The sequence below is a fragment of the Candidatus Borkfalkia ceftriaxoniphila genome (genome assembly GCF_004134775.1).
Taxonomy (GTDB): domain Bacteria; phylum Bacillota; class Clostridia; order Christensenellales; family Borkfalkiaceae; genus Borkfalkia; species Borkfalkia ceftriaxoniphila.
In genome coordinates this window covers 481216-504284 of record NZ_SDOZ01000002.1, presented here as the reverse complement: position 1 = coordinate 504284, position 23069 = coordinate 481216, and the positions used below count along the sequence as shown (strand labels likewise).

Below are 23069 nucleotides of genomic sequence, written 5' to 3'. Positions count from 1 at the left end.
GCTATTTGGTCAGTTCTTCGACGGCGCGGCGATACAGGTTTAAAAGAAAGGTCACGTGCGGGATCGAGATATATTCGTCTTTCTGGTGAATGGTCACGGGTTCTCCGCACAACTGCGGGCCGAATCCCGCGCCGCATTCGAGCGCGCGCGCGTAGGTGCCTCCGCCGATGGCGATGGGTTCGGCGCGTTCGCCCGTCGCTTCGTTGTATACGCGCTGCAAAGTCTGAATCAGAAAACTGTCTTTGGGATTGAACAGCGCGCGCTGGTGGTGGATCTCTTCATAGCGCACGCCCGTCTTATCGAGAACGTCCAGAACCGCCTGCAAGGGCAGGGTGGAAGGGTATCGGATATCCGCGCATACGCTTAATATACCGTCGCCGTAGTTTGCAACGTCGGGCGACATGGTCAGCCGTCCCGTTTCGTCGGAAAAGTTTTTCAGCCCGAATTTGTCCTCGAACAGAATTTCGTGGGCGCGCCGCATATCTTCATTGGTGCGCGCGAAATAGGCGAAGAGCGGTTCCAGCGCGTTTTTCCCCTTTTCGGGCGTGGAACCGTGCGCGGATACGCCGCGGGATACGAGCAAGCCGTCCTCGACGCGCAAGGAATAGCGCTCCGCGCCCTCCGTTTTGTCGCATTGGGCGAACGCCTCGTCGCACACCATATTGACGCCTTTGCCGCCGTACAGGGCGGTAAAGGGTGCGTTTTCCACGGGAAAATAAAATTTAACGTGCAGAATGCCTTTTTCCGCATAGATGACGGGAAAATCGGCGTCGGGCGTAAACCCGACTTTGGGCATCTCGGCGCACTGTTTGTAGTGGTCGATACAGCCCCAGCCGCATTCTTCGTTGCAGCCCACAATGAGTTTGATCGTCTTTCGGGGCTGAAAGCCTTCGTCTTTGAGCGCTTTGAGCGCATACAGGCAGACGACGGCAGGGCCTTTGTCGTCCATTGCGCCGCGGCCGTACAGTTTGCCGTTTTCGATCTCGCCGCCGAACGGCGCGTGCGTCCAGCCGCTGCCTGCGGGCACTACGTCGAGGTGGGCGAGGATGGCGAAAGGTTCCCCTTCGCCGAAAAGTACTTCTCCCACGTAATTGTCGTAATTGCGCGTTTCAAAGCCCATCGCCGCCGCGCACGACAAAAAGGCTTGCAGGGCGCGGGCTGCGCCTTTGCCGAAGGGCATGCCCTCTTCGGCGGGCTGATTGGTGCTGTCTATGCGGATCAGTTCCTGTATGGTTTTTACGGTATCGTTCAGATATTTTTCCATATAACGTCCTTATCTGTTCGCGGCGGGGATTATTTGCGAATTTTTTTGATTTTGCCGCTAAAATAATTATACTCTTTTTTTAAAATATGGTAAAATGATATCGACGGAATTTTTAATGTTTTTCCATCATTTATGGGCGTAAACCCGAAAAAATATACGAGGAACGGGGGAAAAGATGCACGAAGGACACAGACAGCGCCTATACGACAAATTCAGCCGCGACACGAAAGCGCTGTCCGATCACGAGATCCTCGAACTCATGTTGTTTCCCTTGTTGCCGCGCGTCAATACCAATGCGATCGCGCACGATCTTTTAAGCGCTTTCGGCGATCTGAACGGCGTGCTCGGCGCAACCGAAAAACAACTTTGCACCGTGCGCGGCATCGGATCTTCCGCCGCGCGCAGTCTTGCCGTCATCGGCGAGGCGTTCCGCCGTCAAGGCGGCGTTGTGCGAAAAAAGCCGAAGATCATGGGGCTGCACGACGTGAAAGAGATCGTCCGCGAATTGTTCGAGGACTGCGACACGGAAAAAGTGGAAATGCTGCTGTTGAACGCTTCCCGCCGTCTGATGCTCGTCAAGACCGTCACCGACTATAAGATCGACAGCGTCGGCATACCGCCGATGGAAATAGCCGAAACGCTCGTATCCGTCAAGCCGCGCAGCGTGATCTTCGCGCACAATCACCCGAGCGGCAGCGCACAGCCTTCTTTGGAAGACGATCGGGCTACGGGCATGTTGTCGGCGCTGCTGAGTATGCACAACGTAAGTTTGTTCGATCATATCATCTACGCGAAAGGCGAAATTTTCAGTTATTTCATGCAGACCAATATGAAAGAAATCTACGAAGAGTTTAAATTTGAAAATTTGATCAAAAATAAGGACATCCGAAAATTATGAAAAAAGTCAGAACCAGATTCGCGCCCTCACCCACGGGCTATATGCACATCGGCAATTTGCGGACCGCGCTGTACGGCTACCTGTACGCGATGAAAGAGGGGGGCGATTTTATTCTCCGCCTCGAAGATACGGACAGCAAGCGCTACGTCGATGGCGCCGTGCAGATCATTTACGATACCTTGAAAGACGCGGGTATCCGCTATGCGGAAGGACCCGACGTGGGCGGGGATTTCGGTCCCTATATCCAGAGCGAGCGCGGCGCGATCTACCGCGCGTATGCGGAAAAACTCGTCGAACTCGGCGGCGCGTATTATTGTTTCTGCGATAAGGAGCGCATCGATTCTCTGAAAGACGAAAACGGGATCGGGCGATACGACAAGCATTGCCTGCATCTTTCCAAGGAAGAAATACGGGAAAAACTCGCCGCGGGCGTGCCTTACGTCATCCGCCAGAACATTCCCGAGAGCGGCACGGGCAGTTATACCGACCTCGTGTACGGCGAAGTTTCGGTGGATTTCAAGGACATCGAGGACGGCGTGCTTTTAAAGAGCGACGGCATGCCCACCTACAATTTCGCGAACGTGGTGGACGATCATCTCATGGGCATCACGCACGTCATCCGCGGCAGCGAGTATCTCTCTTCCACGCCCAAATATAATCTGATGTACGACGCGTTCGGCTGGGAGCGCCCCGCGTATATCCATCTGCCGCCTATCATGAAGAACAGCCACGAAAAACTTTCCAAGCGCAACGGCGACGCGAGTTATCAGGACCTCGTGGACAAGGGATACGTGAAAGAGGCGATCGTCAACTATATCGCGCTCTTGGGCTGGAGTCCCAAATCCAACGTGGAAAAGATGACGCTGCGCGAACTGGAAGAAAATTTTTCGCTCGCGGGCATCAATAAATCGCCCTCCATCTTCGACGAACCCAAACTCCGCTGGCTCTCGGGCGAATATATCAAGGCGATGACGGACGAAGAGTTTTTGTCCCTCTCAGAGCCTTTTTTGCAAAAGTCCAAGGCGTACGGCAAGTACGACAGTCTGAAACTCGCGCACATTTTAAAGACGCGGACCGAAGTGATGAGCGATATACCCTCCAAAATCGATTTTATCGAGGAATTCGGTCCTTTCGACAGCGCGCTGTATTTCAATAAAAAGATGAAATCCGACGAGAATATCGCGCGTGAAGTCTTGCCCGACGCGCTGGAAAAACTGTCCTCGCTGGAAACGTTCGAAAACGCGGCGATCTACGCGGCGCTGTGCGATCTTGCCGCTGCGCGCGGCATGAAAAACGGACAGGTGCTCTGGTGCGTGCGTGTGGCGCTCACGGGGCGGGAAAATACGCCCGGCGGCGCGAGCGAAATGGCGGAGATCCTGGGCAAAGAGCGCTCGCTCGAACGCATTTCAAAAGCGCTGGGTTTTCTGGGCGGAAAGTGAGATGACGTTAAAGGACCTGAAAACGGATAAGAGCGTCATCCGCATCTTGCAGTTCATCATTCTGATCTTGCTCGTCGTCACGTGCATCACGGTGGCGCTCGCGAACATGGACGGCGCGCTCTTTCTTCTGACGCTGCCGACCGCGGTCGTACTCGTCGTCGTGATGGCGATCCAGACATTGTTCGTGCGCGATTTCTACAAAAAAATCCCTTTTTATGTGCTCGACTCTATTCTGCTGGTGCTTTTGACGCTGTTCGCCACCTGGCGCAAACCGCCGCAGACCTCGACTTCGTACCTCTATCTCGTGTACGCGCTCGTTCTCTCCGAATATTACCTGTCCAGCCCCACGCTGCGCGACAATATCATCATGTTTGCCGTCAACATCGGCGTATATACCATCGAATACGCGGTAGTGGCGCTCGTCAGCAATACGCTGGAATCGGCGTTTGCCACTTCTTCGCAGTATTTTACCGACCTCATTATTCTCATACTGCACTTTATCATGTTCAGTTTCGCCATGACGGTGTACCGAAAGAACAAACTCATCGAAAAGAGCATGGAAGAACTGGAAGAGAGCAAAAACGAACTTTTGCGCGCCTACGATAAGTTGGAGGAAGCGACGCTCTTAGAAGAGCGCAACCGCATTTCCAAGGATATCCACGACACTGCGGGGCATTCGCTGACGACGGTGATCATGCAGACGGAAGCGGCAAAACTGATGTTGGACAAAAACCCCGAGGAGGCGAAAAAGCGCATCGTCGCCGCCAACGTGCAGGCGAAAAATTGTCTGGAAGAACTGCGCCTTTCCGTGCACCTTCTTTCGGGGCGGCGCGAAAACGTTTCTTTCAAGGAATATCTGGAAAGCATCGTGGGGGAAACGACCAACGGCACCGACGTGACCATCCGCAGCAAGATAGACGACGTTTCCATGACCGAGGACGCAGAGCGGTTTGTGGGGAATCTCCTTCGCGAGGGCATTTCCAACGGCCTCAGACACGGACGGAGCACGGCTTTCTTTTTCGAACTTAAAGACATGGGGAATTTTGTGGAAATTTTGCTCTCCGACAACGGCTGCGGCGCTGATCTGCATACCTTTAAAGAGGGGTTCGGGCTGTCCGCCATGCGCAATAAAGCGGAAAAACTGGGCGGCATGATCAATTTCGTGTCGGAAGCGGGCGAAGGGTTCGAGATCAACGTGAGCCTTCCGGGGGCGTTGAAGACGGGTGCGAAAGAGGAAAAGGAGAAAACCGATGAAAATTAAAGTGATGATCGTGGACGATCAGGTGATCTTGTCCGAAGGCATCAAGACGGTGCTTGCGACCGACGAAGAACTCGACGTCATCGCCGTGGCGTCGGACGGGGTAGAGGCGCTCGAAAAGATGGAAAAAGAAGTGCCAGACGTGGTGCTTCTGGATATCCGCATGCCCAACATGAACGGCGTCGTCACCACGGGCGAGATCAAAAAACGTTATCCCGGAGTAAAAGTGATCATGCTCACCACCTTTGACGACAGCGATTATATATTAAGTGCCATCGCGGGCGGCGCGAGCGGATACCTTCTGAAAGATATTTCGGCGGATTCGCTGATAAGCGCCGTAAAGAACGCCTACGCGGGCGATACCATTCTCCCCGCAAAGATAGCCAAGAAGATCACCGACGCGGCTAAAATGGTCACTTCCGACCGCGAAATACGCTTAAAGAAGGAATATAATCTCTCCGATAGGGAAGTGGAGATCGCCATCATGATCTACGAGGGGTTCAACAACCGTCAGATCGCCTCGGCACTGAATTTGTCCGAGGGTACGGCGCGCAATTATATCAGCGCCATTTACCTGAAAGTGGGCGGCGAGAACAGGAGCGACGCGATCGTCAAGATGAAAAAGACCCTGGGCGGCTGATCGGGGGGCGAAGAATATGGAAAAAAAGACGCAACTCGTGTGCGAAACGTGCGGCGCGAATTTAAAAATTTCCGAAGGCGGCGGCAGAGCGGTCTGCCCGTACTGCGGTAAGATCTACGATCTCGGACAAAAGACGGAAAAGGGCAAAGGCATTTACACGGTGCTCTCCTCTTTACAGCAACGCGTCGGCATCGTGGCGTCCAATTACGGCTTTGCCGAGGGGCGCGCCGCGTCCGATTCTTTCGAAAGCGACGGCGCGGAAGAAGAGCGCGCTTTGCTTGCGGGCGCAACGGTCAGGGACGGCGTTCTCGTGCGCTATCGCGCCCGCAATTCGGGCGAAGCCGCCCGCGTGCCCGACGAGGTGAAGATCGTCGCAAAGAAAGCCGCGTATAAAGATGCGCTCGTCGGCAGGGTGTCGTTTGCCCCCGAAGTGGCGACGATCGGCAAAAAAGCCTTTTCGTGCTGTCCGCAACTCGTGCGCGTGCGGCTTGAAGGCGTAAATACGCTCTGCTCTAAGGCATTCGCAAATTGTGCGGCGCTCAGAGAAGTCACGATCGCGCGGTTTATCCCGAAAGTTGGAAGGAAAGTCTTTGCGGGCTGTAAAAAGTTGACTCGCGTGATCCTGCCCCGCAGCATGGAGGGGCAGATTTCCCGCCTGTTCGGGCGTTTCGCCAAAATCCGCATAGAATTTGTTTACATAGACTGAAATATCGTGATGCATTTTTGTTTGTTTTGACGAAGAATGGGAGATAATGGATCTCCGCGAGAAGTTTTCGACAAAAAGGGACAAAACAAGAGTTTATCAAACATTAATAGACAGTGCCAAACGGAAATTTTGTTATATAATAAATGCATGGATGAAAACATTGACGTCCAAATCAACCGACAAAATTTCAAGGAGGTACATAACAATGAAATTGAATGAATTTGTCGATTACTTAAAGGTTTTGTTCGAAGACGAATTTGTTGCAAAAATCGAAAAGAATGAAACAGACTTGCTCCTTACATTTCTTGACGGAAAGCAGGTAAAGGTCAGCGTTTCCGAATAGGTCGCTGTAACGCACTGAACGGCGCCCCCCAGGCATTGCCTGCGGGGGCGTTTTGTTTTCTGCCGCCGCTTTGCATATGCTTTGCGGCGCATACGGGCACGATTCTGCACCGAAAACGGCGGATTTATCATTACGTGCGTTTCGATTCATGTGTGTGCCCGTTCACAGGACGTAAAAAGCCCCGTATCCGAAGATACGGGGCTTTCACTATTTGTGTTTTTACTCGCCTTTGAAGGGGAGAAGGGCTACGATGCGCGCTCTTTTGATGGCATTGGAGAGTTCTCTCTGATGCATGGCGCAGACGCCGCTCATTCTTCTGGGAAGGATCTTGCCGCCCTCGGTCACATATTTTTTCAGGCGGTTCACGTCCTTATAATCGATCACCTCGACCTTTTCCGCACAGAAAGCGCAAACTTTCCTGCGCGCAGGCTTTCTCATAGGCTTTTTTACGGTCTTCTCTTCCATAATAACTCCTTAATTCATTAAAACGGGATATCCGAATCGTCGTCGAACGCTTGCAGGGTGGGTTTTTTCTTGGGAGCGGGCGCGGAAAAATCCGAACCGCCGTCGGAATCCGCGTTTCTCGCAGATAAAAACTCCACTTCGTCCGCAACAACGTCAACCGCGGTGCGTTTCTGTCCCTGGCTGTCCTCGTAGTTGCGGATCTGAATACTGCCCGCAACCGCTACTTTGCTTCCCTTTTTGGTAAACTTCGCGATGTTTTCCGCCTGACCGCGCCATGCCGTCACGTTAAAAAAGTCGGTCTGTCTCTCCGCGTCGGCGGAAGAGAATCTGCGGTTGACCGCAATGGCGAAACGGCAAACGCTGATGCCGCTCGCGGTTTCCGAAAGTTCGGGGTCGCGCGTCAAATTACCAATTAAAAAAACTTTGTTCATGATTTTCTCCGATCAGTTCGCTTTCGTGATCATTCTTCTCAATACGCCGTCCGTAATGCCGCAGACTCTGTCCAGTTCTTTGATGGAAGAACCGTCAGCCTCGAACGTCATCAGAACGTAGAAAGCGTCGCTCTTGTAATCGATAGGGTAAGCCAGTTTCTTTACGCCCCACTTATCGGTGGAAAGAACCTTGCCGCCAAGGCTGGCGACGAGCCCTTCAAATTTGGCGATCAACGCTTCTCTCGCGTCTTCCGCGATCGAGGAGTCGATCAGATAGAGCATTTCGTATTTCATGTTTTCACCTCCCGGTCTTATTCGGCATATCTGAAAAAGATATGCAAGGTTTGCGCACTTTGTGCATTTAATATTATACTTCTTTTCGGCTTGTCCGTCAACTTTATTTGCCGTTTTTTCAAAAAAGAGCGCGGAAATTTCTTTCCGCGCTCATATTTTAATTACGGCAGCATTTTGAGGGCGTCCACGATTACGTTGATCGCGTCCCCGATGGTGAGTTCTCCCAGCGTCGTTTCTATATGCGTGGGCGAGATGATCGCGGGAATGCGCGTACCGAAAATGTCCGCGCCGCTTGCCGAATTCACTTTGATGAGTCCGTCCGCATTCAGATCTTTGAGTTTCGTGTTGTTCACGTTATAACTCACGTTGGCGACGAGCGATCCGATGTTGTTGACCGTGCAGATCATTTCCATTCCGTCTTTATCCGTGAGCAGGTATTTCCATACGCCGACGGCCTTGCCGTGGGTGTACAGAGTCTTATCCGCGTCATCGGCGGAAACCGTATATTTGCCCGTTTTGATATCGTACGTCGTTTCCACGCGCTTAAAGGCTGAATTGTCGTAATCGAAATAGTAGAGGTTGGCAAAGTCGTAGCCGCCGTCGTTTACAGCGAATTTGAACTTCGAATAGAGCACGGATGTTTTAAATTCCGCCTTGATCGAAAGTTCCGCGGGCACAAGTTGTATTTCCGCAAGTTCTTCCTGCGCGTCGAGGTAGTAGAGCACGGCGTGCGTGTACACACCGTTCTGCGTTTCAGCAAGCACGTATTTGCCGTTCGTATCGCGGTAATAGTAGTTTGTGTTTGCGGCGCCGACGGGCAGTTTCCAGCCTGTCGTTTCAGTCGCAAGTACGTATTCGCCGTCTTTATATGCGTACAGAGGAATATTTTCGTAGCCGCTGATATAGTTGGTTCCGTCGTAGCCGATCGGATAGCGCGCGTACACCGCGTCCGCGTCGTGTCTGGAAGGATCGTACGGCTGATATCTGCCGTCTTCCCATACGAACAGTTGATCGTTCGGATATTTTGAGAAATCTTCGTTTTCGCTCAGTTTATGGTATTCGTAAATGTCGTTTGCAAACAGGTCCTGCACGGCGAGGCTGCCGATAGAGGAGGCGAGCGTATTGATGGTGCAGTCTTTGAGCGCGTACAAAATGGTGTTGCTCTCTTCGATTTCGCCGAGCATATCTTCGAGCGTCAGCGCGTCGATCGCCTCGGAGAAACCGCCAAGCGTCACGTTTTTCAGCGCTTTCAAAATTTGCGGCGAATCTTCGGTCACGGCGATGACGTCGCCCAGTTTGAGCGAATTGATCTTATCCGCCTTGCCGAAATCGTCGATCGACCAGTCCTGTATCGCCTGCATGAGCGAATGGGAATTTTCATCGATCTCGACGATGTTGCCGATCTTGATGGTGTCGATGGAGTTCATGACTTCGGTAATGGTTTTGGGTTCGTTGACGGGTACGATCTGATTGTCCGCGCCCACCGTATAATCGATCCCTTTTTCGCCGTAGGCGAGGTACAGTAAAATGGAACTGCTCGAACCGTCGAGTTTGAGTACGGAGGCAAGTTGAATGTTCTGCATGGCGTCCTGCATGGATTCGGACATATAGCCGAGGGGGACGTCGGTGATTTCTTTTAAAATGTCGTTCGTAAGCGAAATGCCGAAGTATTCGCCCACTTTGTTGAGGGTGAGCGTATTGACGTCGAGCGCGCCCGAGAGCGCCGTGATGCCGTAATTGACGGGAAGGGAACCGATGCCGTCCGTCTTGACAAAGAGAAGATTGTTTCGAACGATCTCTTCGGTCGGCTCCGTGACCTCGTCGTAAACGTCCGTTTCCGCGAACAGGTGCACGTTTTCGAACTGCGTTAAAATTTCAAAGCCGCCGCTGCCCGAAACGGGATTGCCGCCCTCGTCCGTTTTGGTGGCGAGCACGTATCCGTCACCCTGTTCGGCGTACAGCAGGCGATAGGCGTAGGCGGAGGGAACGGCATACACAGTGCGGCTTCCGCCGTCTGTCAAAGTAAGTTTCGTATATTCGCCGTCGGGGCCGTTCTTGAAAAATAACTGATCGGTCAGGAACGTATACGTTTCGCCGTCGGCCGCATCGATGAGTTTGCTATCCCGTTCGAGTTTGGTATAGCGATAGGTTTCGCCCGAATCCCCCTGCACGACGTCGCGTGCGTAGATGAATTTGCCGTCCTTTTTGAGGTATCCGTTTTCGTCCGTGACAACGCCCGAAAGAGAATAGAGGGACGTGATTTTTTCTTCGGTAACCCGCTCGTATTTCGAACTCCTGGTATAATAGGTATAGTCGCCGAGGGCGATCGCCTTGTCGATGGTGTGCGTTTCGTTGTCGTTGACGGCGGTGTATACCCATACTTCCTTATCCTGCCCGCCGCCCGTGATGAGGGGCATATCGGGCAAGGCGAAATTCATCGTTTCCGAAAGGGAATCGAGCGTAGATGTGATGATGACGACGTCCATGAGGTTGGACGTAAGTTGATTGATCGGCGTCTTATAGAGCGCGTCCCGATCGAGCGTGACGATGCCGTTCTGATTGACGTTGTCGAGCACCTCGTCGATCTTGTCGCCGGCGGCAGGGGAAATCTGGGCGACTTTTTCCAAAGTGATGTCGCCGTTTGCCAAACTCTGTAATTCTTTGACCAGACCTTCGATGGTGTTTTGCGCGTATTCGTCCGAGAGCCAGTTGTCGGTTTCCTGCGGCAGCAGCCCGAGAAGCGAACCTACCTTGACGTTTTTATACACGTAAAACCCGCCACCGACCAGCCCGCCGAGTGTGAGCAATATGCCGATGAAAATTCCCAACAGACAGGATAAAAATTTACCCGGAATGACGTTTGCCTTGACCATATCTTTTCCTCCTTTTATTTTTGGCGGTAAACGGCGAAAACGCATTTTCCGTTTACCTCGTATTCGCCCGCTTGTTCTATTTCAAACGCTTCGCCGCAGCGGAAATCCATTTCGCCGCGCGCCCACTTAAAGTGCCCCTCGCCCTCGCGCACGAGCAGAACGTCGCGCGTTTTTGTAAAGAGTTTAAAGCGTCTGGGAGAGGACGCGTACACGATCCCGTCTCCCTGAAAAATATTCGCGCCCTGCACTTTTGTTTCCGAAAAGGGCGCGTTCGTTTCGTTCAGCGCAAAAAGCCGCTGTATGATCTGTTCTTCTTCCGCGGTCGCCGCGGTGATCTTGCGTATTTTCATATCTATATTATATTATAAAACGTCTGCGAATGCAATCTATTGCATAGAGTAAATTTCAGGTAACTTCGTTCTCGCCGCCGTCGGGCTCGTCGTCGCCGTCGCCTAACAGCAGATCTGCGCGCGACGGGGAGATCTCCGCCACGTTTTTCAGTTTTCTTTCTATGGTGCGCGTCTTTTTGGCGGCGCTCTCGATGGTGTCCTGCGCCTCTTGTAATTTTTTCTGCGTCTTTTCCAGTATTTTGACGAAGTTTCCGAATTCGTGCTTGAACGCGGACAGCAGTTCCCACAATTCGCCCGAACGCTTTTCGATGGCGGCGGTCTTGTAACCGATCTGTAAAGTGGTCAGAAGCGCGCCGAAGTTTGTGGGGCCGCACGCCATGATGCGGCGCGAGGCGAAATACTCGCTCAGCCCGGGTATTTTCAGCGTTTCGGCGTACAGCCCTTCCAGCGGCAGGAACATGATGGCGAAGTCCGCGGTGAGCGGCGGCAGAATATACTTTTTCGCGATAGTGTCCGCCTGCAATTTGAGGGCGCGTTCCAGATTTTTCAGCGCCTTGTCCGCCGCTTCCTTGTTCATGGCGTCGCCCGCGTCGATGAGCCTTTGATATTCCTCGACGGGGAATTTGCTGTCTACGGGCAGATACACCGTTTCGTCCTCGCGGGAAGGGAGGAGCACGGCGAATTCCACCACGGCGTTGTCGAGGGGATTGATGCGCACGTTGGCGCGGTATTGGTTGGGGGAAAGCATCTGTTCCAACAGCGCCGAAAGTTGCACTTCGCCCCAGGTGCCGCGCAGTTTTACGTTCGTGAATACTTTCTTGATATCCGAAACGCTGCCCGCCAGCTGCTGCACTTCCCCGATGCCCTTGTACACCGCTTCCAGCCGTTCGTTAATGAGCGAATAGGATTTGTTCAGGCGGTTTTCCAGCGTGGAGGAGAGTTTTTCGTCCACCGTCTGGCGTATCTGTTCCAGATTTTTGGCGTTCTGCTCGCTCATGTATTTGATCTCGCCCGCGAGCGTGCGCGAAATGTCGTTCAGGCGCTGTTCGGTCAGGCGGTTCAGTTCGTCCATTTTCGCCTGCATGCCCGCCAGTTGCGCGCTCTGGTTTTTCGCCGAATATTCGGCGAAGCCCTGCATATTCTGCGCGTTGTTTTCGGTGAGGTACCCGATCTTATCCAGTTTCTGTTCGAGTCTGTACGTGTCGTCCGAAGTGCCCCCGCGCGTCGGAAAAAGTTTTATTTTATTGTAAATGACGATCGCCACGATCAGCGTGAGCGCGCTCACCGCGACGGCGATCGCCGAAAATATTTCCGCCATGACTATATTTCTCCCGTTTCTTCCAGCCGTTTTACCTCTTGCAAGAGATAATTGCGCCGATTGAGCGCGGGATTTTTGGCGCACTGCAAAAGAAGCGCGTGCAAAATTCTGCCGATATTTCTGTCCTCGATTTCTCCGACGAGGTCTTTGCCGCAGATATTCAGTTCTTTCAGCGTAAACGGCGCGCGCGCCGCTTTCATTTTATCGTAAATTTCAGTCCAGCGCCGCACGGTGGGGCATACGTGCAGATCGTCCTTGCAACCCGAGTAATCCGCCTGTTTGACGAGCAAAATGCGCGGATAAAGCGCAAAATTTTCCACGATAAAGGCGCGTATCTTGCTCTCCTTGGTCTGATTATTGAGATCGTACATATGCGTGCGCGTCAATGCGACCGTATCTTCGATGACTTTGTTCGGCGCTTTCAGTCTGGTAAGAATTTCTTCCGCGATGCGCGCGCCCTCGATCTCGTGCCGGTGATAGTTGCCGAAATTCCGATAACAGTAGGGTTTTCCCACGTCGTGTAAAAGGGCGGCGAGCCGTATGCGCCGATCCGCATATTTCACGGTGCGAAGCGTATGTTCCAAAACGTCGTGGTCGTGGAAATCGGCGCGCTGGGGCATGCCGTCGCCGAGGGCGAGTTCGGGCAGGATATATCTGAGTACGTCCGTCGACTGCAAAACTTTCAGCCCGTTATATTGCGCGTAGGGTATGCCGTACTTTTCGTCGGCGTGCAGAATGAGCATGAGTTCGGAAAAGACGCGTTCCACGGAAATTTTGCCGATGAGCGCGGCGTTGAACTTTGCGCCGAACAGGGTCGGAAAGTCGGGCGTGAAACCCAGTTGCGCCGCCTGACGCGCCAGACGCATCAGTCTGAGGCCGTCTTCGGAAAATACTTCGTCCGCCTCTCTCGTGGTGGAAATGATTTTATCGCGGATATCGCGGATACCGCCCAGCGGATCGACGAATTCGCCGCGGGCGATCTCGTAATACACCGCGTTGCATTTAAAATCCCGCCGTTTCGCATCCGTTTCGATATCGTCAGTGAATACGACGTCGCAGGGCGCGTGCTCGCCGCGGCGGTACTTGTCCGAGCGGAAGGATGTGAATTCGATCTTCACTCCCTCTTTGGATACGTTCACGGTGCCCGTGTGCTTATATACGCTCTGCACCGTGAACCCGCATTTGCACGCCGCTTTTTCGAACGTTTCGGCGGAAACGGGCGCGGCGAGGTCCCAGTCTGCGGCGCATTTTAAGCCCGCGAGGCAGTCGCGCACGGCGCCGCCCGTCACGTACAGCGGGAACGGGCATCCCTGTGCCAGAATTTGGATTTGTTCGGGAATGAGTTCTTTCATAAAATCATTATAACATCTTTGCAAAAAAATTGCAAATCGGCGCGGTTTCATGTTATAATGAAAATATAAAACGTCATGGAACGAGGTACTTCGGAAAAATGCTGAATATCATTCTCAACCCCGTATCGAACGGCGGAAAAGTGCGCCGCGCTTTCCATAAGGTGCAGGAAAAATTGCTATCCCTCAAAACGGAATTCCGCGTATTCGAAACAGAGCGCGAAAAACAGGCGATCCATCTCGCGCACGAACTCACGAGCGAAGGGCCGTGCGACCTTCTCGCCATTGGCGGCGACGGCACTTTGAACGAAGTAATCAACGGGTTTTCCAATTTCGAAAACTGCCGTCTGGGGCTCATTCCCGCGGGTACGGGCAACGATTTTGCCGTGTGCGCGGGCATTCCGCTCGATCCGCTCAAAGCGCTCGACCTCGTTTTGAACGGCGAGGCGAAGTACACCGATTATATGCAACTGGACGGAGGCGTGCGCGGCATCAACATCATCGGCACGGGCATCGACGTGGAAATTTTGCAGCGTTGCCGCCGCTCGAAAATATTGCGCGGCAAACTGCAATATATTTTCAGCCTCGTCATTTCGCTCTTCAAATTTAAAAATTACAGCGTTCGCACCGAATGCAACGGGCAGGAGCACCGCTATCAGTCGCTCATTGCGTGCGTCGGCAACGGCACCACGCTGGGCGGCGGGATCCGTATGTGTCCCGCGGCGGAAATAGACGACGGGCTTTTGGATTTCGTTGTGGTGGACGACGTCAGGCGCCGCCAGATCCCCGGCGCGTTCCTCAAACTGATGAAGGGTAAGATCCTCGAACAGAAATTTACCCGTTTCGAGCGCTGCGAGCGCGCAATCGTGGTTCCCGAAAACAAATTTACCATGAACGTAGACGGGGAATTGTACGACGATCTCGAATTCAAAGTGGAGATCGTGAAAAATAAATTAAAAATGTTCCGCCCGTAAGCGGGACGGAAAAGGAGAGAATATGAATAAAAACCAAATTGCAGACGCTCTGAAAGAGGGCGGGTATCTCGATCACAACAACGCCTTTTTAGAGGGTTATCTCGGCGCGAAACCGAAATCGTTTTTCGGTATGTTCAAGGACGTAGGCTATTCGATCTCGAGGCAAATCGTCCTCTCTTACGCGGACGGCGCGCTCTGCATCGTAAAATTCAAGAAAAAGCAAATCGTTTCGGTCGCGAAATTTAAATTGGAGGACGTGATCGCCTATTCGACGCAAGAGGACGGTCCTTCGAAAATCATGAATATTTACGCCTCCGTCGAAGGGAAAAAGAATGATTACTATTTTAAAACCATGCAGGATATCGGCGCGATGGACCGCCTGATCGTCGCGGGGAGAAAGTAAACCATGGTTAAATCATTGACAGGAAATGCGTTTATGTGATATAATAAACCGTACCCATTTTATAAAAACGGAGAACCGCCATGACCAACGCGCTGAAAGACAAGATATTCGAATCGCTGACTTCCATTTTGCCCATCGCGCTCATCGTGATGGGGCTGAGCATCATTTTAACGCCGCTGGAAACGGGCACTTTCGTCCTGTTTATCGTCGGCGTGTTTTTGCTCATCGTGGGGCTGGGCAGTTTTATGCTCGGCGCGGATATGTCCATGCTGGTCATCGGCGAAAAGATCGGCTCGACCATCACCCATTCGCGCAAGATCTGGCTCATCGCGCTCATTTCCTTTGTCATCGGCATCATCGTCACGATCGCAGAGCCCGATCTGCAGATCCTCGCCAATCAGGTGTCCGCTGTCAATAACTATCTGTTCATCGTCACCGTAGCGGTGGGAGTGGGGCTGTTTCTGATGATCGCGATGCTGCGCATCGTCTTCCGCGTGCGGCTCAATATTCTGCTCATCGTCTTTTACACGCTCGCGTTTATTCTCTGTATCGCCTTCGTGCCTAAAGATTTCTGGGCGGTGTCGTTCGATTCGGGCGGCGTGACGACCGGCCCGATGACCGTGCCGTTCATCATGGCGCTCGGCGTGGGCGTCGCTTCCATCCGCGGCGATAAGCACGGGCAGGACGATTCCTTCGGTCTGGTCGCGCTTTCCAGTATCGGCCCCGTCATCGCCGTTCTGATTTTGGGGATCACCTTTCACGTTTCGGGATTGGAATACGATATGAACGCGCTGCACGTGGGCGCGGTTTCCGACACGCAGGGCGTTTTCATGCAATATATGCACGGGTTTGCCGACTACGCCAAAGAAGTGGGCATCGCGCTTTCGCCCATTCTCGCGTTTTTCGTGCTTTTTCAGATCGTATCGCGTTCCTTTCATAAAAAACAATTGTTCAAGATCGGTTTCGGGTTTATATATACCTTTGTCGGATTGGTGCTCTTTCTGACGGGCGCGAACGTCGGATTTATGCCCGTCGGCAGAGAGATCGGCGAGGCGCTCGCGGGGCTGTACGGCGGTTGGCTGCTCATTCCCGTCGGAATGCTCATCGGTTATTTCGTGGTGGCGGCGGAGCCCGCCGTGCACGTTCTCAATAAGCAGGTCGAGCGCATGAGCGCGGGCGGGATCACTTCCGCCGCAATGAAAAAGGGCTTATGTATCGGCGTTTCGATTTCTTTGGGGCTGGCGATGCTACGCATCATCACGGGAATCAATATCATGTGGATCCTGATCCCGGGCTACGTCATTGCGCTCGTTCTCACGTTCTTCACGCCCGCGCTGTTTACGGGTATCGCGTTCGACTCGGGCGGCGTGGCGAGCGGCGCGATGGTTTCATCCTTCGTGCTTCCCATGGCGATCGGCGCTTGCAACGTGTTGCAGGGAACGGGGGACATCATGACGCTCGCGTTCGGCTGCGTCGCGTTCGTCGCGCTCACGCCGCTGATCAGCATTCAGATCCTGGGCATTCACTATAAGCACAAGACGTACCGTATCAAGCGCAATTTCCTGCACGTGGAAGACAAGATTTTGGAATACGAGGTGGAATGATGGCGGAACAGGATATCACGATCGTAAAAAATGCGGAAACGCCGTTCGGGGCGGTCAAAGCGGTTTTGCAAAAGGGGACGGCGGTCAAGCGGATCCGCAAAAACGCGGAGCCCGTCCGCACGGAGCGGCCGAGCAGGCCAAAACTTCTGATCTCCGTATTGAATCCCGACGACGACGAGAAAATGGCGCAGATCCTCAACGAATATTCCGTATCGCTCAATTACGCGTTCGCGGGCACGGGTACGGCGCGCTCGAACGTACTCGATTATCTGGGTATCGATATTCTGGAGAAGTCGGTGATGTTTTCGCTCATTCCCGAATGCGACGAAGATCTCATTTTGGGACAGATCCAGAAAAAGATGGCGCTCTATCTGGTGGGGCGGGGCATATCCTTTACCTTGCCTTTATCGGGCATCTCCGAGATAGTGGCGAAAGGCATCGCCTCTTCGGAAAAGACAATAGACGGGAGTAAAATTATGAAAGACGAAAACAGGAAATACGATCTGATCGTCGTCGAAGTCGAGGCGGGCTACGTGGAAGAAGTGATGGAAGTAGCGCGCACGGCGGGCGCGGCGGGCGGCACCATCGTGCGCGCGCGTTCGGTGGGCAATTCCAAAGCGGAACAGTTTATCGGCATATCCCTGCAAAAGGAATCGGAAATACTACTGATTTTGTCCAATCGGGAAAGCAAGCAAGCCATCATGCAGGCGATCTCGGAAAAGGCGGGACTGAAAACGGATGCGGGCGGCATCATATTTTCTCTCCCCGTGGATAAGACGGTCGGCATCGGCGCTTCGGGCAGCGCGACCGACGCGCTGGAGGCGGACGATAAAAAATAAAAAAAATTTGTCCGCACTATATAAACAATCCGAATGTTGAAATTGTTGGAAAAAAAGCCGTTCCTATGGAACGGCTTTAATAATCTTTGAGACCTAAAAGGTAATCGGCGGATATATCGAAAGTTTTACAAACCCGAACGATAAAATCCGTGCTTAAATCGAGTTGCTCTCTTTCGTATCTGCTGATATTTCTTTGCGAAGTTTCGAACATTTTTGCAAATTCGCTTTGCGAAAGTCCTTTTTCGGTTCTTATAATTTTTAATCTATCACCATACATAACTATAATTTACCCCAAAATAGAGTAAATTACTTAACTTAGACTAAAATAGTCTATATAATGTATGCAACATAAGATATTCTTATGTACTCCCCATTTTCCAAAAGAGAAAGGAGCCGCCGATCAAGGCTGCTCCTTTCTTTATAAAAATAAGGTCAAACAAAAAAAGCCATTCCTTTCGGAACGGCTTTAATAATCTGTTCTGCCCAAAAGATAGTCGGCGGTCACGCCGAAATAATCGCAGACTTTCAAGATAAAATTTGTGCTCAGATCGATCTGTTCCCGTTCATAGCGGCTGATCGCCTGCTGATCGGTATTGAGAATCTTCGCCAACTGCTTTTGCGTTAAATTTTTATTTTCCCTCAATTCCCGCAATCTTTCGCCATACATACTTCTATTTTACGCAAAAATTGCGTAAAATACTTGACGAACGCAATAATTGTGTTATATAATGACGATATAACATATAGATTCGTTATATGTTCCTTAATTTCAGTTGGAAGGGGCGGCGCAAATTTTGCGCCGCCCCTTTCGCAAGGCATGGAAAAAGCACGGACCCTCAGCAAATAGGACCCGCGCTTTTCCGGTTAAAGTTTTATTATCCTGCATCAGTTTCCTCGTCGGAAACTGTGTAAATTGAATACCTGTTTATCGGGCGTTCACGCCGTCGGGGGTGAATATGTACATATCCTTTTCCAACTCCGCCATGCCGCCGCCTAGCGCGTAGATCGCGCCGCTTAAAATATCCGTCACCCGCAGTGCCGTCGCCTGGTTCAGTTCGTTCACGTACACGATGACCGTCAGTCTGTCTTTCATGCGGTCGATGATCTCTTCGATGTCCTCGAACGAACGGGGCTTTCTGATCTGCATGGGCCTGGCGCCGTCGCCTCCCTTGTCCTCGGGGCGGGGGAGCGGTTCCGTCCGTAGCGGCCGCTTGGGCGCGCCGTCTTCCTTTTCAGTTTTAAAAAAATCGAAAAGTCCCATAGTGTTTCCCGTTATACGGCCCTTATTTCAGATTATATGCGCGGGGCCCGAAAATATGCGTGCCCAGCCGCACCATGTTGCTGCCGCATTCCACGCACAGCCGATAATCGCCGCTCATGCCCATCGAGAGCACGCGCACGTTTTCGTCCCGTGCTTTTATTGTATCATAAATTTCGCGCATACACAAGCATAATGAACGCAAATATTTTTCATCTTCGCTGATCGGCAGCATCGCCATGAATCCGCAGATGCGCAGATTCGGATATTTTATCGCCCTTTCGTATGCTTCTTTTGCCGAATCGATGGAAAAACCGCTCTTGGAAAGTTCGTTTCCCAAATTGATCTCCAACAGGCAATTTGCCGTCCAGCCCGCTTTTTCGCTGCGCTTTTGCAATTCGTCCGCAAGTTCGAAACGGTCGAGCGAGTGTATAAGGTCGGTTTTTCCGATGAGATATTTTACTTTGTTCGTCTGCAAATGCCCGATGAAATGCCGCGCAGCGCCGTGCACGAGATCGTACTTTTCCGTAAATTCCTGCACGCGGTTCTCGCCGATATCGGTGACGCCCGCGGAGATCGCCTCGTTGATCTCTTCGGGCGTGCGCGTCTTTGTCGCCGCCACCAGCGTCACTTTTTCGCCGTAGGGGTTCCCCGTGGAAAGTTCGGACAAAATATTTTTTACGTTTTCGGAAATCATGAAAAAACCTCCAAAAAGACCCGTACCTGCAATTTCTTGGGGTACGGGTCTTATTATAATCCATTCGTTAAATTCTGTCAACGATAAGTTTGGTCATCTCGCTGCCTTTGACGAGCGTTTTGCCTTCGCTGAAAATATCCGCGGTGCGGTAGCCTTCGTCCAACACCTTGTTGACCGCCTGTTCGACGGCTTCCGCTTCCTTACCCAAATCGAAACTGTCGCGCAGCATCATCGCCGCCGAAAGAATGGTCGCGATGGGGTTGGCGAGGTCTTTGCCCGCAATGTCGGGCGCGCTGCCGTGAATGGGTTCGTACAGCCCGCGCTTGGTCGCGCCGAGCGAAGAAGAGGCGAGCATACCGATGCTGCCCGTGATCATCGCCGCTTCGTCGGAGAGGATATCGCCGAAAATGTTGGAAGTCACCACCACGTCGAACTGGGCGGGATTCTTGACCAACTGCATCGCCGCGTTGTCCACGAGCATATCCGTCACTTCCACGTCGGGATAATCTTTCGCCACGGTATGCACGATCTCGCGCCACAAACGGGAAGATTCCAGAACGTTCGCCTTGTCGATGGAAATGACCTTTTTCTTACGTTTCTGAGCGAGTTCGAAAGCGATCTTCGCGATGCGCGTGATCTCTTCCACGTTATATTTTTCCGTATCGTAGGCGTATTCGCCGCCCTCGCTTTGGCCTCTGCCGCGCTCGCCGAAATAGATGCCGCCCGTCAGTTCGCGCACGACCACCAAATCGATGCCCTTTGCCGCGATATCCGCGCGTAAGGGGCAGGCGCCCGCCAGCGCGGGGAAGAGTTTTGCGGGGCGCAGGTTGGAATACAATCCCAGCGCCGCGCGGATCTTCAAGAGCCCCGCCTCCGGGCGGAGATGCCCGGGAAGGTTATTGATGCGTGGATCGCCCACCGCGCCGCCTACCGCGCCGAGAAGGACGCTGTCGGATGCAAGACAGCGGTCGATCGTGTACTGCGGAAGGGGTTCGCCCGTCTCTTCGATGGCGCAAACGCCCATCAGAAGGTGTTCGAATTCAAATTCGTGTCCGTATTTTTCGCCGATCTTTTTTAAAACGGCGATCGCGCCGTCGGTGATTTCGGGGCCGATGCCGTCGCCCGCCAGAACTGCAATATGTTTTTTCATGTTAAAACCTCGGATATGTTATTTGTTTTGTGTTTTTTCAAAAAGAATGATCTCATTTTGATTGAGCCGCACAGTATTCCAGTCGAAATAGGGCTTGAAAGCGTCGTAAATGCGTTTATCCAGCACGATTTTCTTGCGGTACAGCGAAAGTACGTCGACGGGCGCAAAGTCCTGATAATCGATGCAATCTCCCAAAGCGTCGCTGAGTTGCTCTTCCTGTTCGTATAATTTTTCCGCTTCGCTGTCGGATACCTGGTCGATCAGGTCGTTTAATGCGGCTTCGAGTTCGGCGTACTGTTTCACGGGTTCGGCGCCGCAGGGATAATACTCCAAATAAGCGGTGGGAAACGGCGTTTTTTTGTCCGCCGGCATGGCTTGCATGATCATGACGGTAGGGTATCTGTCATCCTTGCCCGCCGTTGAAAATCTGAAAGCCTTTTTTCTTCCGCGCACGATACCGAGAACCGCAAACAAAACGACGACAGCCGTTATGACGGGAAAGGCAATGACGCTGTATAAGGGAAAGTCGGCGAAAGAAAAGTAGGCTATAAGACTATAGACAGAAAGCGCCAGACATACTATAAAAGCGGGAATACTCCTGACCGTATCTTTATATACGGCTTTGTCGCGCGGTTTGGTGCGCAGTTTGTTTATCATAATCTCTCCCCCTGACGGCGCGCGTACCGTGCGCGTCGCATGATTTATTTACTCTGAATGGATTTGATCAGGCCGCCTTTGTCGATGATGTTCTGAATAAAGTCGGGGAAAGGCTCCGCCTGAAAGGTCTTGCCCGTCGTCACGTTTTCGATGAGGCCCTTGGCAAGGTCGCAGGAAACCACGTCGCCCGCCTTGATGTTCGCCACCGCCTCGGGACATTCCAGAATGGGCAGCCCGATATTGATGGAATTGCGGTAGAAGATGCGCGCGAAAGAATTGGCGATGACCAGCGAAATGCCGCTCGCTTTGATGGCGATGGGCGCGTGCTCGCGCGAGGAGCCGCAGCCGAAATTGTCTTCCGCCACCATAATGTCGCCCTGTTTTACGTTTTTAACGAATTCTTTATCGATATCTTCCATGCAGTGCGAGGCGAGTTCCGCCTCGGAAGTGGTGTTTAAATAACGCGCGGGAATGATAACGTCCGTATCGACGTCGTTGCCATACTTGAAAACCGTGCCCTGTACTTTCATATTTTCAACCTCCGATGATTATTTCACTTGATCGGGCGTAGCAATTTTGCCCGCGATCGCGCTCGCCGCCGCAACGTAAGGGGAAGCGAGATAGACTTCGCTGTCCACGTGCCCCATGCGTCCCACGAAATTGCGGTTGGTCGTCGCCACGGCGCGTTCTCCCGCCGCCAGAATGCCCATGTGACCGCCCAGGCAGGGCCCGCAGGTAGGGGTGGAGACCACCGCGCCCGCGTCTACGAACACGTCGAACAGTCCCTCGTGCATCGCCTGTTTCCAGATAGTGTTGGTCGCGGGGATCACGATGCAGCGCACGCCCTTGGCGACGCGCTTGCCCTTCAGAATATCCGCCGCGATGCGCAAATCGGAAATATGGCCGTTCGTGCAACTGCCGATGACGACCTGGTCGATCTTCACGTCGCCCCATTCCTCGGGCGTACGGGTGTTTTCGGGCAGGTGCGGGAACGCAACGGTAGGTTTCAGCGCGGAGAGGTCTACTTCGATCGTGCGCTCGTATTCCGCGTCGGCGTCCGCCTCGAATACGCGGATCTCGCGCTTGAATCTGCCGTTTAGATATTCGCGCGTCGTATCGTCCACGGGGAAGATGCCGTTCTTCGCGCCCGCTTCGATCGCCATGTTGCAGATGGTGAAACGGTCGTCGATGGTCAAATATTGAATGCCGTCGCCGACGAATTCCATCGACTTATACAGCGCGCCGTCCACGCCGATGAGTCCGATGATATGCAGAATGATATCCTTGCCGCAAATATATTTCGCGGGTTTGTTTTTCAAAACGAATTTGATCGCGGAGGGGACTTTGAACCAGCACATATTGCTCATCATGCCCGCCGCCATATCGGTGGAACCCACGCCCGTGGAAAATGCGCCGAGCGCGCCGTACGTGCAGGTGTGGCTGTCCGCGCCGATGACGAGATCGCCCGCGCCCACCAGTCCTTTTTCGGGGAGAAGCGCGTGCTCGATGCCCATTTCGCCCACGTCGAAAAAGTTTTCTATGCCGTACTGATTGGCGAAATTGCGCACGGTCTTGACTTGTTCCGCCGCCTTGATGTCTTTATTGGGGGTAAAGTGGTCCATTACCATGCTCACGCGGTCGCGGCATTTCACGCAGGAAAAGCCCGCCTTGCCGAATTCTTTTACCGCAACGGGCGAGGTGATGTCGTTGCCGAGAACCATGTCCAGTTCCGCATTGATCAGTTGTCCCGCCTTCACGCTGTCAAGCCCTGCGTGATAGGCGAGAATTTTTTGTGACATTGTCATTCCCATGATCGATTACGCTCCTTTTGATCGTTTGTTTTTCTTGCTTTATTATAG

Annotated in this window: 26 protein-coding genes; 10 read left to right on the top strand and 16 right to left on the bottom strand. The window is 52.7% G+C overall.

Going from position 1 to position 23069, the window contains the following annotated elements; all coding sequences use genetic code 11:
* Nucleotide 1 precedes the first annotated feature (1 nt).
* The gene (locus ESZ91_RS02430; RefSeq protein WP_129223771.1) at nt 2-1264 is read right to left on the bottom strand and encodes a Sapep family Mn(2+)-dependent dipeptidase; all 1263 of its coding nucleotides are present in this window, start codon (nt 1262-1264) and stop codon (nt 2-4) included.
* Nucleotides 1265-1439: 175 nt separating this feature from the next.
* On the opposite strand from ESZ91_RS02430, the gene ESZ91_RS02425 reads away from it, so the two are divergent.
* The 6 genes from ESZ91_RS02425 to ESZ91_RS11550 all read left to right on the top strand — a co-directional run bounded on the left by ESZ91_RS02425 (nt 1440) and on the right by ESZ91_RS11550 (nt 6548).
* Complete coding sequence (locus tag ESZ91_RS02425) at nt 1440-2162, top strand: JAB domain-containing protein (RefSeq protein ID WP_129223768.1); 723 nt, start codon at nt 1440-1442, stop codon at nt 2160-2162.
* Nucleotides 2159-3601 carry a glutamate--tRNA ligase gene (gltX, locus tag ESZ91_RS02420; RefSeq protein WP_129223766.1) on the top strand — a complete coding sequence of 481 codons (1443 nt, stop codon included), beginning with the start codon at nt 2159-2161 and terminating at the stop codon, nt 3599-3601. Before ESZ91_RS02425 ends, gltX begins: the two co-directional genes overlap by 4 nt.
* Before the next feature lies 1 nt (nt 3602).
* On the top strand, nt 3603-4862 hold the full coding sequence (locus ESZ91_RS02415; RefSeq protein WP_129223764.1) for a sensor histidine kinase: 1260 nt from the start codon (nt 3603-3605) through the stop codon (nt 4860-4862).
* Nucleotides 4852-5499, top strand: coding sequence for a response regulator transcription factor (locus ESZ91_RS02410; RefSeq protein WP_129223762.1), 648 nt, complete (start codon nt 4852-4854; stop codon nt 5497-5499). The genes ESZ91_RS02415 and ESZ91_RS02410 overlap by 11 nt, the downstream gene beginning before the upstream one ends.
* Before the next feature lie 16 nt (nt 5500-5515).
* Nucleotides 5516-6205 (top strand): leucine-rich repeat protein, encoded by a 690-nt coding sequence (locus ESZ91_RS02405; protein ID WP_129223760.1) that lies wholly within the window; start codon nt 5516-5518, stop codon nt 6203-6205.
* A gap of 205 nt (nt 6206-6410) precedes the next feature.
* Entirely contained in the window at nt 6411-6548 is a 138-nt protein-coding gene (locus ESZ91_RS11550) for a hypothetical protein (protein ID WP_154071820.1), read from the top strand.
* A 219-nt stretch (nt 6549-6767) separates the two neighbouring features.
* On the opposite strand, the gene rpsR is transcribed toward ESZ91_RS11550, so the two are convergent.
* The 7 genes from rpsR to ESZ91_RS02370 form a co-directional block, all read right to left on the bottom strand.
* On the bottom strand, nt 6768-7013 hold the full coding sequence (gene rpsR, locus ESZ91_RS02400) for a 30S ribosomal protein S18 (protein ID WP_129223758.1): 246 nt from the start codon (nt 7011-7013) through the stop codon (nt 6768-6770).
* Between the two features lie 17 nt (nt 7014-7030).
* Nucleotides 7031-7444 carry a single-stranded DNA-binding protein gene (locus ESZ91_RS02395; protein WP_236082710.1) on the bottom strand — a complete coding sequence of 138 codons (414 nt, stop codon included), beginning with the start codon at nt 7442-7444 and terminating at the stop codon, nt 7031-7033.
* Nucleotides 7445-7456: 12 nt separating this feature from the next.
* Nucleotides 7457-7738 carry a 30S ribosomal protein S6 gene (rpsF, locus tag ESZ91_RS02390; RefSeq protein ID WP_129223754.1) on the bottom strand — a complete coding sequence of 94 codons (282 nt, stop codon included), beginning with the start codon at nt 7736-7738 and terminating at the stop codon, nt 7457-7459.
* 161 nt (nt 7739-7899) lie between these two features.
* Nucleotides 7900-10611: a hypothetical protein gene (locus tag ESZ91_RS02385; protein ID WP_129223752.1), complete on the bottom strand. Its 2712-nt coding sequence runs from the start codon at nt 10609-10611 to the stop codon at nt 7900-7902.
* Between the two features lie 14 nt (nt 10612-10625).
* Entirely contained in the window at nt 10626-10961 is a 336-nt protein-coding gene (locus ESZ91_RS02380; protein WP_129223750.1) for a hypothetical protein, read from the bottom strand.
* Nucleotides 10962-11016: 55 nt separating this feature from the next.
* Nucleotides 11017-12279, bottom strand: a complete 1263-nt coding sequence (locus ESZ91_RS02375; RefSeq protein ID WP_129223748.1) for a DNA recombination protein RmuC — start codon at nt 12277-12279, stop codon at nt 11017-11019.
* 2 nt (nt 12280-12281) lie between these two features.
* Entirely contained in the window at nt 12282-13631 is a 1350-nt protein-coding gene (locus ESZ91_RS02370; protein WP_161971014.1) for a CCA tRNA nucleotidyltransferase, read from the bottom strand.
* A 98-nt stretch (nt 13632-13729) separates the two neighbouring features.
* On the opposite strand from ESZ91_RS02370, the gene ESZ91_RS02365 reads away from it, so the two are divergent.
* From ESZ91_RS02365 to ESZ91_RS02350, 4 genes are all read left to right on the top strand, one after another.
* Entirely contained in the window at nt 13730-14602 is an 873-nt protein-coding gene (locus ESZ91_RS02365) for a diacylglycerol/lipid kinase family protein (protein WP_129223744.1), read from the top strand.
* A gap of 22 nt (nt 14603-14624) precedes the next feature.
* Nucleotides 14625-15005: a hypothetical protein gene (locus tag ESZ91_RS02360; RefSeq protein ID WP_129223742.1), complete on the top strand. Its 381-nt coding sequence runs from the start codon at nt 14625-14627 to the stop codon at nt 15003-15005.
* Between the two features lie 80 nt (nt 15006-15085).
* Nucleotides 15086-16609 carry a DUF1538 domain-containing protein gene (locus ESZ91_RS02355; RefSeq protein ID WP_129223740.1) on the top strand — a complete coding sequence of 508 codons (1524 nt, stop codon included), beginning with the start codon at nt 15086-15088 and terminating at the stop codon, nt 16607-16609.
* Nucleotides 16606-17448 (top strand): P-II family nitrogen regulator, encoded by an 843-nt coding sequence (locus ESZ91_RS02350; protein ID WP_129223738.1) that lies wholly within the window; start codon nt 16606-16608, stop codon nt 17446-17448. Before ESZ91_RS02355 ends, ESZ91_RS02350 begins: the two co-directional genes overlap by 4 nt.
* A gap of 76 nt (nt 17449-17524) precedes the next feature.
* Here the strand turns inward: ESZ91_RS02350 and ESZ91_RS11870 are convergent, their stop codons facing one another.
* The 8 genes from ESZ91_RS11870 to leuC form a co-directional block, all read right to left on the bottom strand.
* The gene (locus ESZ91_RS11870) at nt 17525-17725 is read right to left on the bottom strand and encodes a helix-turn-helix domain-containing protein (RefSeq protein WP_129223736.1); all 201 of its coding nucleotides are present in this window, start codon (nt 17723-17725) and stop codon (nt 17525-17527) included.
* Between the two features lie 189 nt (nt 17726-17914).
* Nucleotides 17915-18115 carry a helix-turn-helix domain-containing protein gene (locus ESZ91_RS02340; protein WP_129223734.1) on the bottom strand — a complete coding sequence of 67 codons (201 nt, stop codon included), beginning with the start codon at nt 18113-18115 and terminating at the stop codon, nt 17915-17917.
* 258 nt (nt 18116-18373) lie between these two features.
* On the bottom strand, nt 18374-18709 hold the full coding sequence (locus ESZ91_RS02335) for a cell division protein SepF (RefSeq protein ID WP_129223732.1): 336 nt from the start codon (nt 18707-18709) through the stop codon (nt 18374-18376).
* Between the two features lie 22 nt (nt 18710-18731).
* Nucleotides 18732-19403, bottom strand: coding sequence for a YggS family pyridoxal phosphate-dependent enzyme (locus ESZ91_RS02330; RefSeq protein WP_129223730.1), 672 nt, complete (start codon nt 19401-19403; stop codon nt 18732-18734).
* Between the two features lie 67 nt (nt 19404-19470).
* Complete coding sequence (gene leuB, locus ESZ91_RS02325) at nt 19471-20553, bottom strand: 3-isopropylmalate dehydrogenase (protein ID WP_129223728.1); 1083 nt, start codon at nt 20551-20553, stop codon at nt 19471-19473.
* An 18-nt stretch (nt 20554-20571) separates the two neighbouring features.
* Complete coding sequence (locus ESZ91_RS02320) at nt 20572-21210, bottom strand: hypothetical protein (protein ID WP_129223726.1); 639 nt, start codon at nt 21208-21210, stop codon at nt 20572-20574.
* A 44-nt stretch (nt 21211-21254) separates the two neighbouring features.
* Nucleotides 21255-21740 carry a 3-isopropylmalate dehydratase small subunit gene (leuD, locus tag ESZ91_RS02315; protein WP_129223724.1) on the bottom strand — a complete coding sequence of 162 codons (486 nt, stop codon included), beginning with the start codon at nt 21738-21740 and terminating at the stop codon, nt 21255-21257.
* An 18-nt stretch (nt 21741-21758) separates the two neighbouring features.
* Nucleotides 21759-23021: a 3-isopropylmalate dehydratase large subunit gene (gene leuC, locus ESZ91_RS02310; RefSeq protein ID WP_129223722.1), complete on the bottom strand. Its 1263-nt coding sequence runs from the start codon at nt 23019-23021 to the stop codon at nt 21759-21761.
* Nucleotides 23022-23069 lie beyond the last annotated feature (48 nt).

Coding starts and splice junctions, on each gene's coding strand:
- ESZ91_RS02430 (WP_129223771.1), bottom strand. CDS start 1,264: ATGGAAAAATATCTGAACGATACCGTAAAAACCATACAGGAACTGATC.
- ESZ91_RS02425 (WP_129223768.1), top strand. CDS start 1,440: ATGCACGAAGGACACAGACAGCGCCTATACGACAAATTCAGCCGCGAC.
- gltX (WP_129223766.1), top strand. CDS start 2,159: ATGAAAAAAGTCAGAACCAGATTCGCGCCCTCACCCACGGGCTATATG.
- ESZ91_RS02415 (WP_129223764.1), top strand. CDS start 3,603: ATGACGTTAAAGGACCTGAAAACGGATAAGAGCGTCATCCGCATCTTG.
- ESZ91_RS02410 (WP_129223762.1), top strand. CDS start 4,852: ATGAAAATTAAAGTGATGATCGTGGACGATCAGGTGATCTTGTCCGAA.
- ESZ91_RS02405 (WP_129223760.1), top strand. CDS start 5,516: ATGGAAAAAAAGACGCAACTCGTGTGCGAAACGTGCGGCGCGAATTTA.
- ESZ91_RS11550 (WP_154071820.1), top strand. CDS start 6,411: ATGAAATTGAATGAATTTGTCGATTACTTAAAGGTTTTGTTCGAAGAC.
- rpsR (WP_129223758.1), bottom strand. CDS start 7,013: ATGGAAGAGAAGACCGTAAAAAAGCCTATGAGAAAGCCTGCGCGCAGG.
- ESZ91_RS02395 (WP_236082710.1), bottom strand. CDS start 7,444: ATGAACAAAGTTTTTTTAATTGGTAATTTGACGCGCGACCCCGAACTT.
- rpsF (WP_129223754.1), bottom strand. CDS start 7,738: ATGAAATACGAAATGCTCTATCTGATCGACTCCTCGATCGCGGAAGAC.
- ESZ91_RS02385 (WP_129223752.1), bottom strand. CDS start 10,611: ATGGTCAAGGCAAACGTCATTCCGGGTAAATTTTTATCCTGTCTGTTG.
- ESZ91_RS02380 (WP_129223750.1), bottom strand. CDS start 10,961: ATGAAAATACGCAAGATCACCGCGGCGACCGCGGAAGAAGAACAGATC.
- ESZ91_RS02375 (WP_129223748.1), bottom strand. CDS start 12,279: ATGGCGGAAATATTTTCGGCGATCGCCGTCGCGGTGAGCGCGCTCACG.
- ESZ91_RS02370 (WP_161971014.1), bottom strand. CDS start 13,631: ATGAAAGAACTCATTCCCGAACAAATCCAAATTCTGGCACAGGGATGC.
- ESZ91_RS02365 (WP_129223744.1), top strand. CDS start 13,730: ATGCTGAATATCATTCTCAACCCCGTATCGAACGGCGGAAAAGTGCGC.
- ESZ91_RS02360 (WP_129223742.1), top strand. CDS start 14,625: ATGAATAAAAACCAAATTGCAGACGCTCTGAAAGAGGGCGGGTATCTC.
- ESZ91_RS02355 (WP_129223740.1), top strand. CDS start 15,086: ATGACCAACGCGCTGAAAGACAAGATATTCGAATCGCTGACTTCCATT.
- ESZ91_RS02350 (WP_129223738.1), top strand. CDS start 16,606: ATGATGGCGGAACAGGATATCACGATCGTAAAAAATGCGGAAACGCCG.
- ESZ91_RS11870 (WP_129223736.1), bottom strand. CDS start 17,725: ATGTATGGTGATAGATTAAAAATTATAAGAACCGAAAAAGGACTTTCG.
- ESZ91_RS02340 (WP_129223734.1), bottom strand. CDS start 18,115: ATGTATGGCGAAAGATTGCGGGAATTGAGGGAAAATAAAAATTTAACG.
- ESZ91_RS02335 (WP_129223732.1), bottom strand. CDS start 18,709: ATGGGACTTTTCGATTTTTTTAAAACTGAAAAGGAAGACGGCGCGCCC.
- ESZ91_RS02330 (WP_129223730.1), bottom strand. CDS start 19,403: ATGATTTCCGAAAACGTAAAAAATATTTTGTCCGAACTTTCCACGGGG.
- leuB (WP_129223728.1), bottom strand. CDS start 20,553: ATGAAAAAACATATTGCAGTTCTGGCGGGCGACGGCATCGGCCCCGAA.
- ESZ91_RS02320 (WP_129223726.1), bottom strand. CDS start 21,210: ATGATAAACAAACTGCGCACCAAACCGCGCGACAAAGCCGTATATAAA.
- leuD (WP_129223724.1), bottom strand. CDS start 21,740: ATGAAAGTACAGGGCACGGTTTTCAAGTATGGCAACGACGTCGATACG.
- leuC (WP_129223722.1), bottom strand. CDS start 23,021: ATGGGAATGACAATGTCACAAAAAATTCTCGCCTATCACGCAGGGCTT.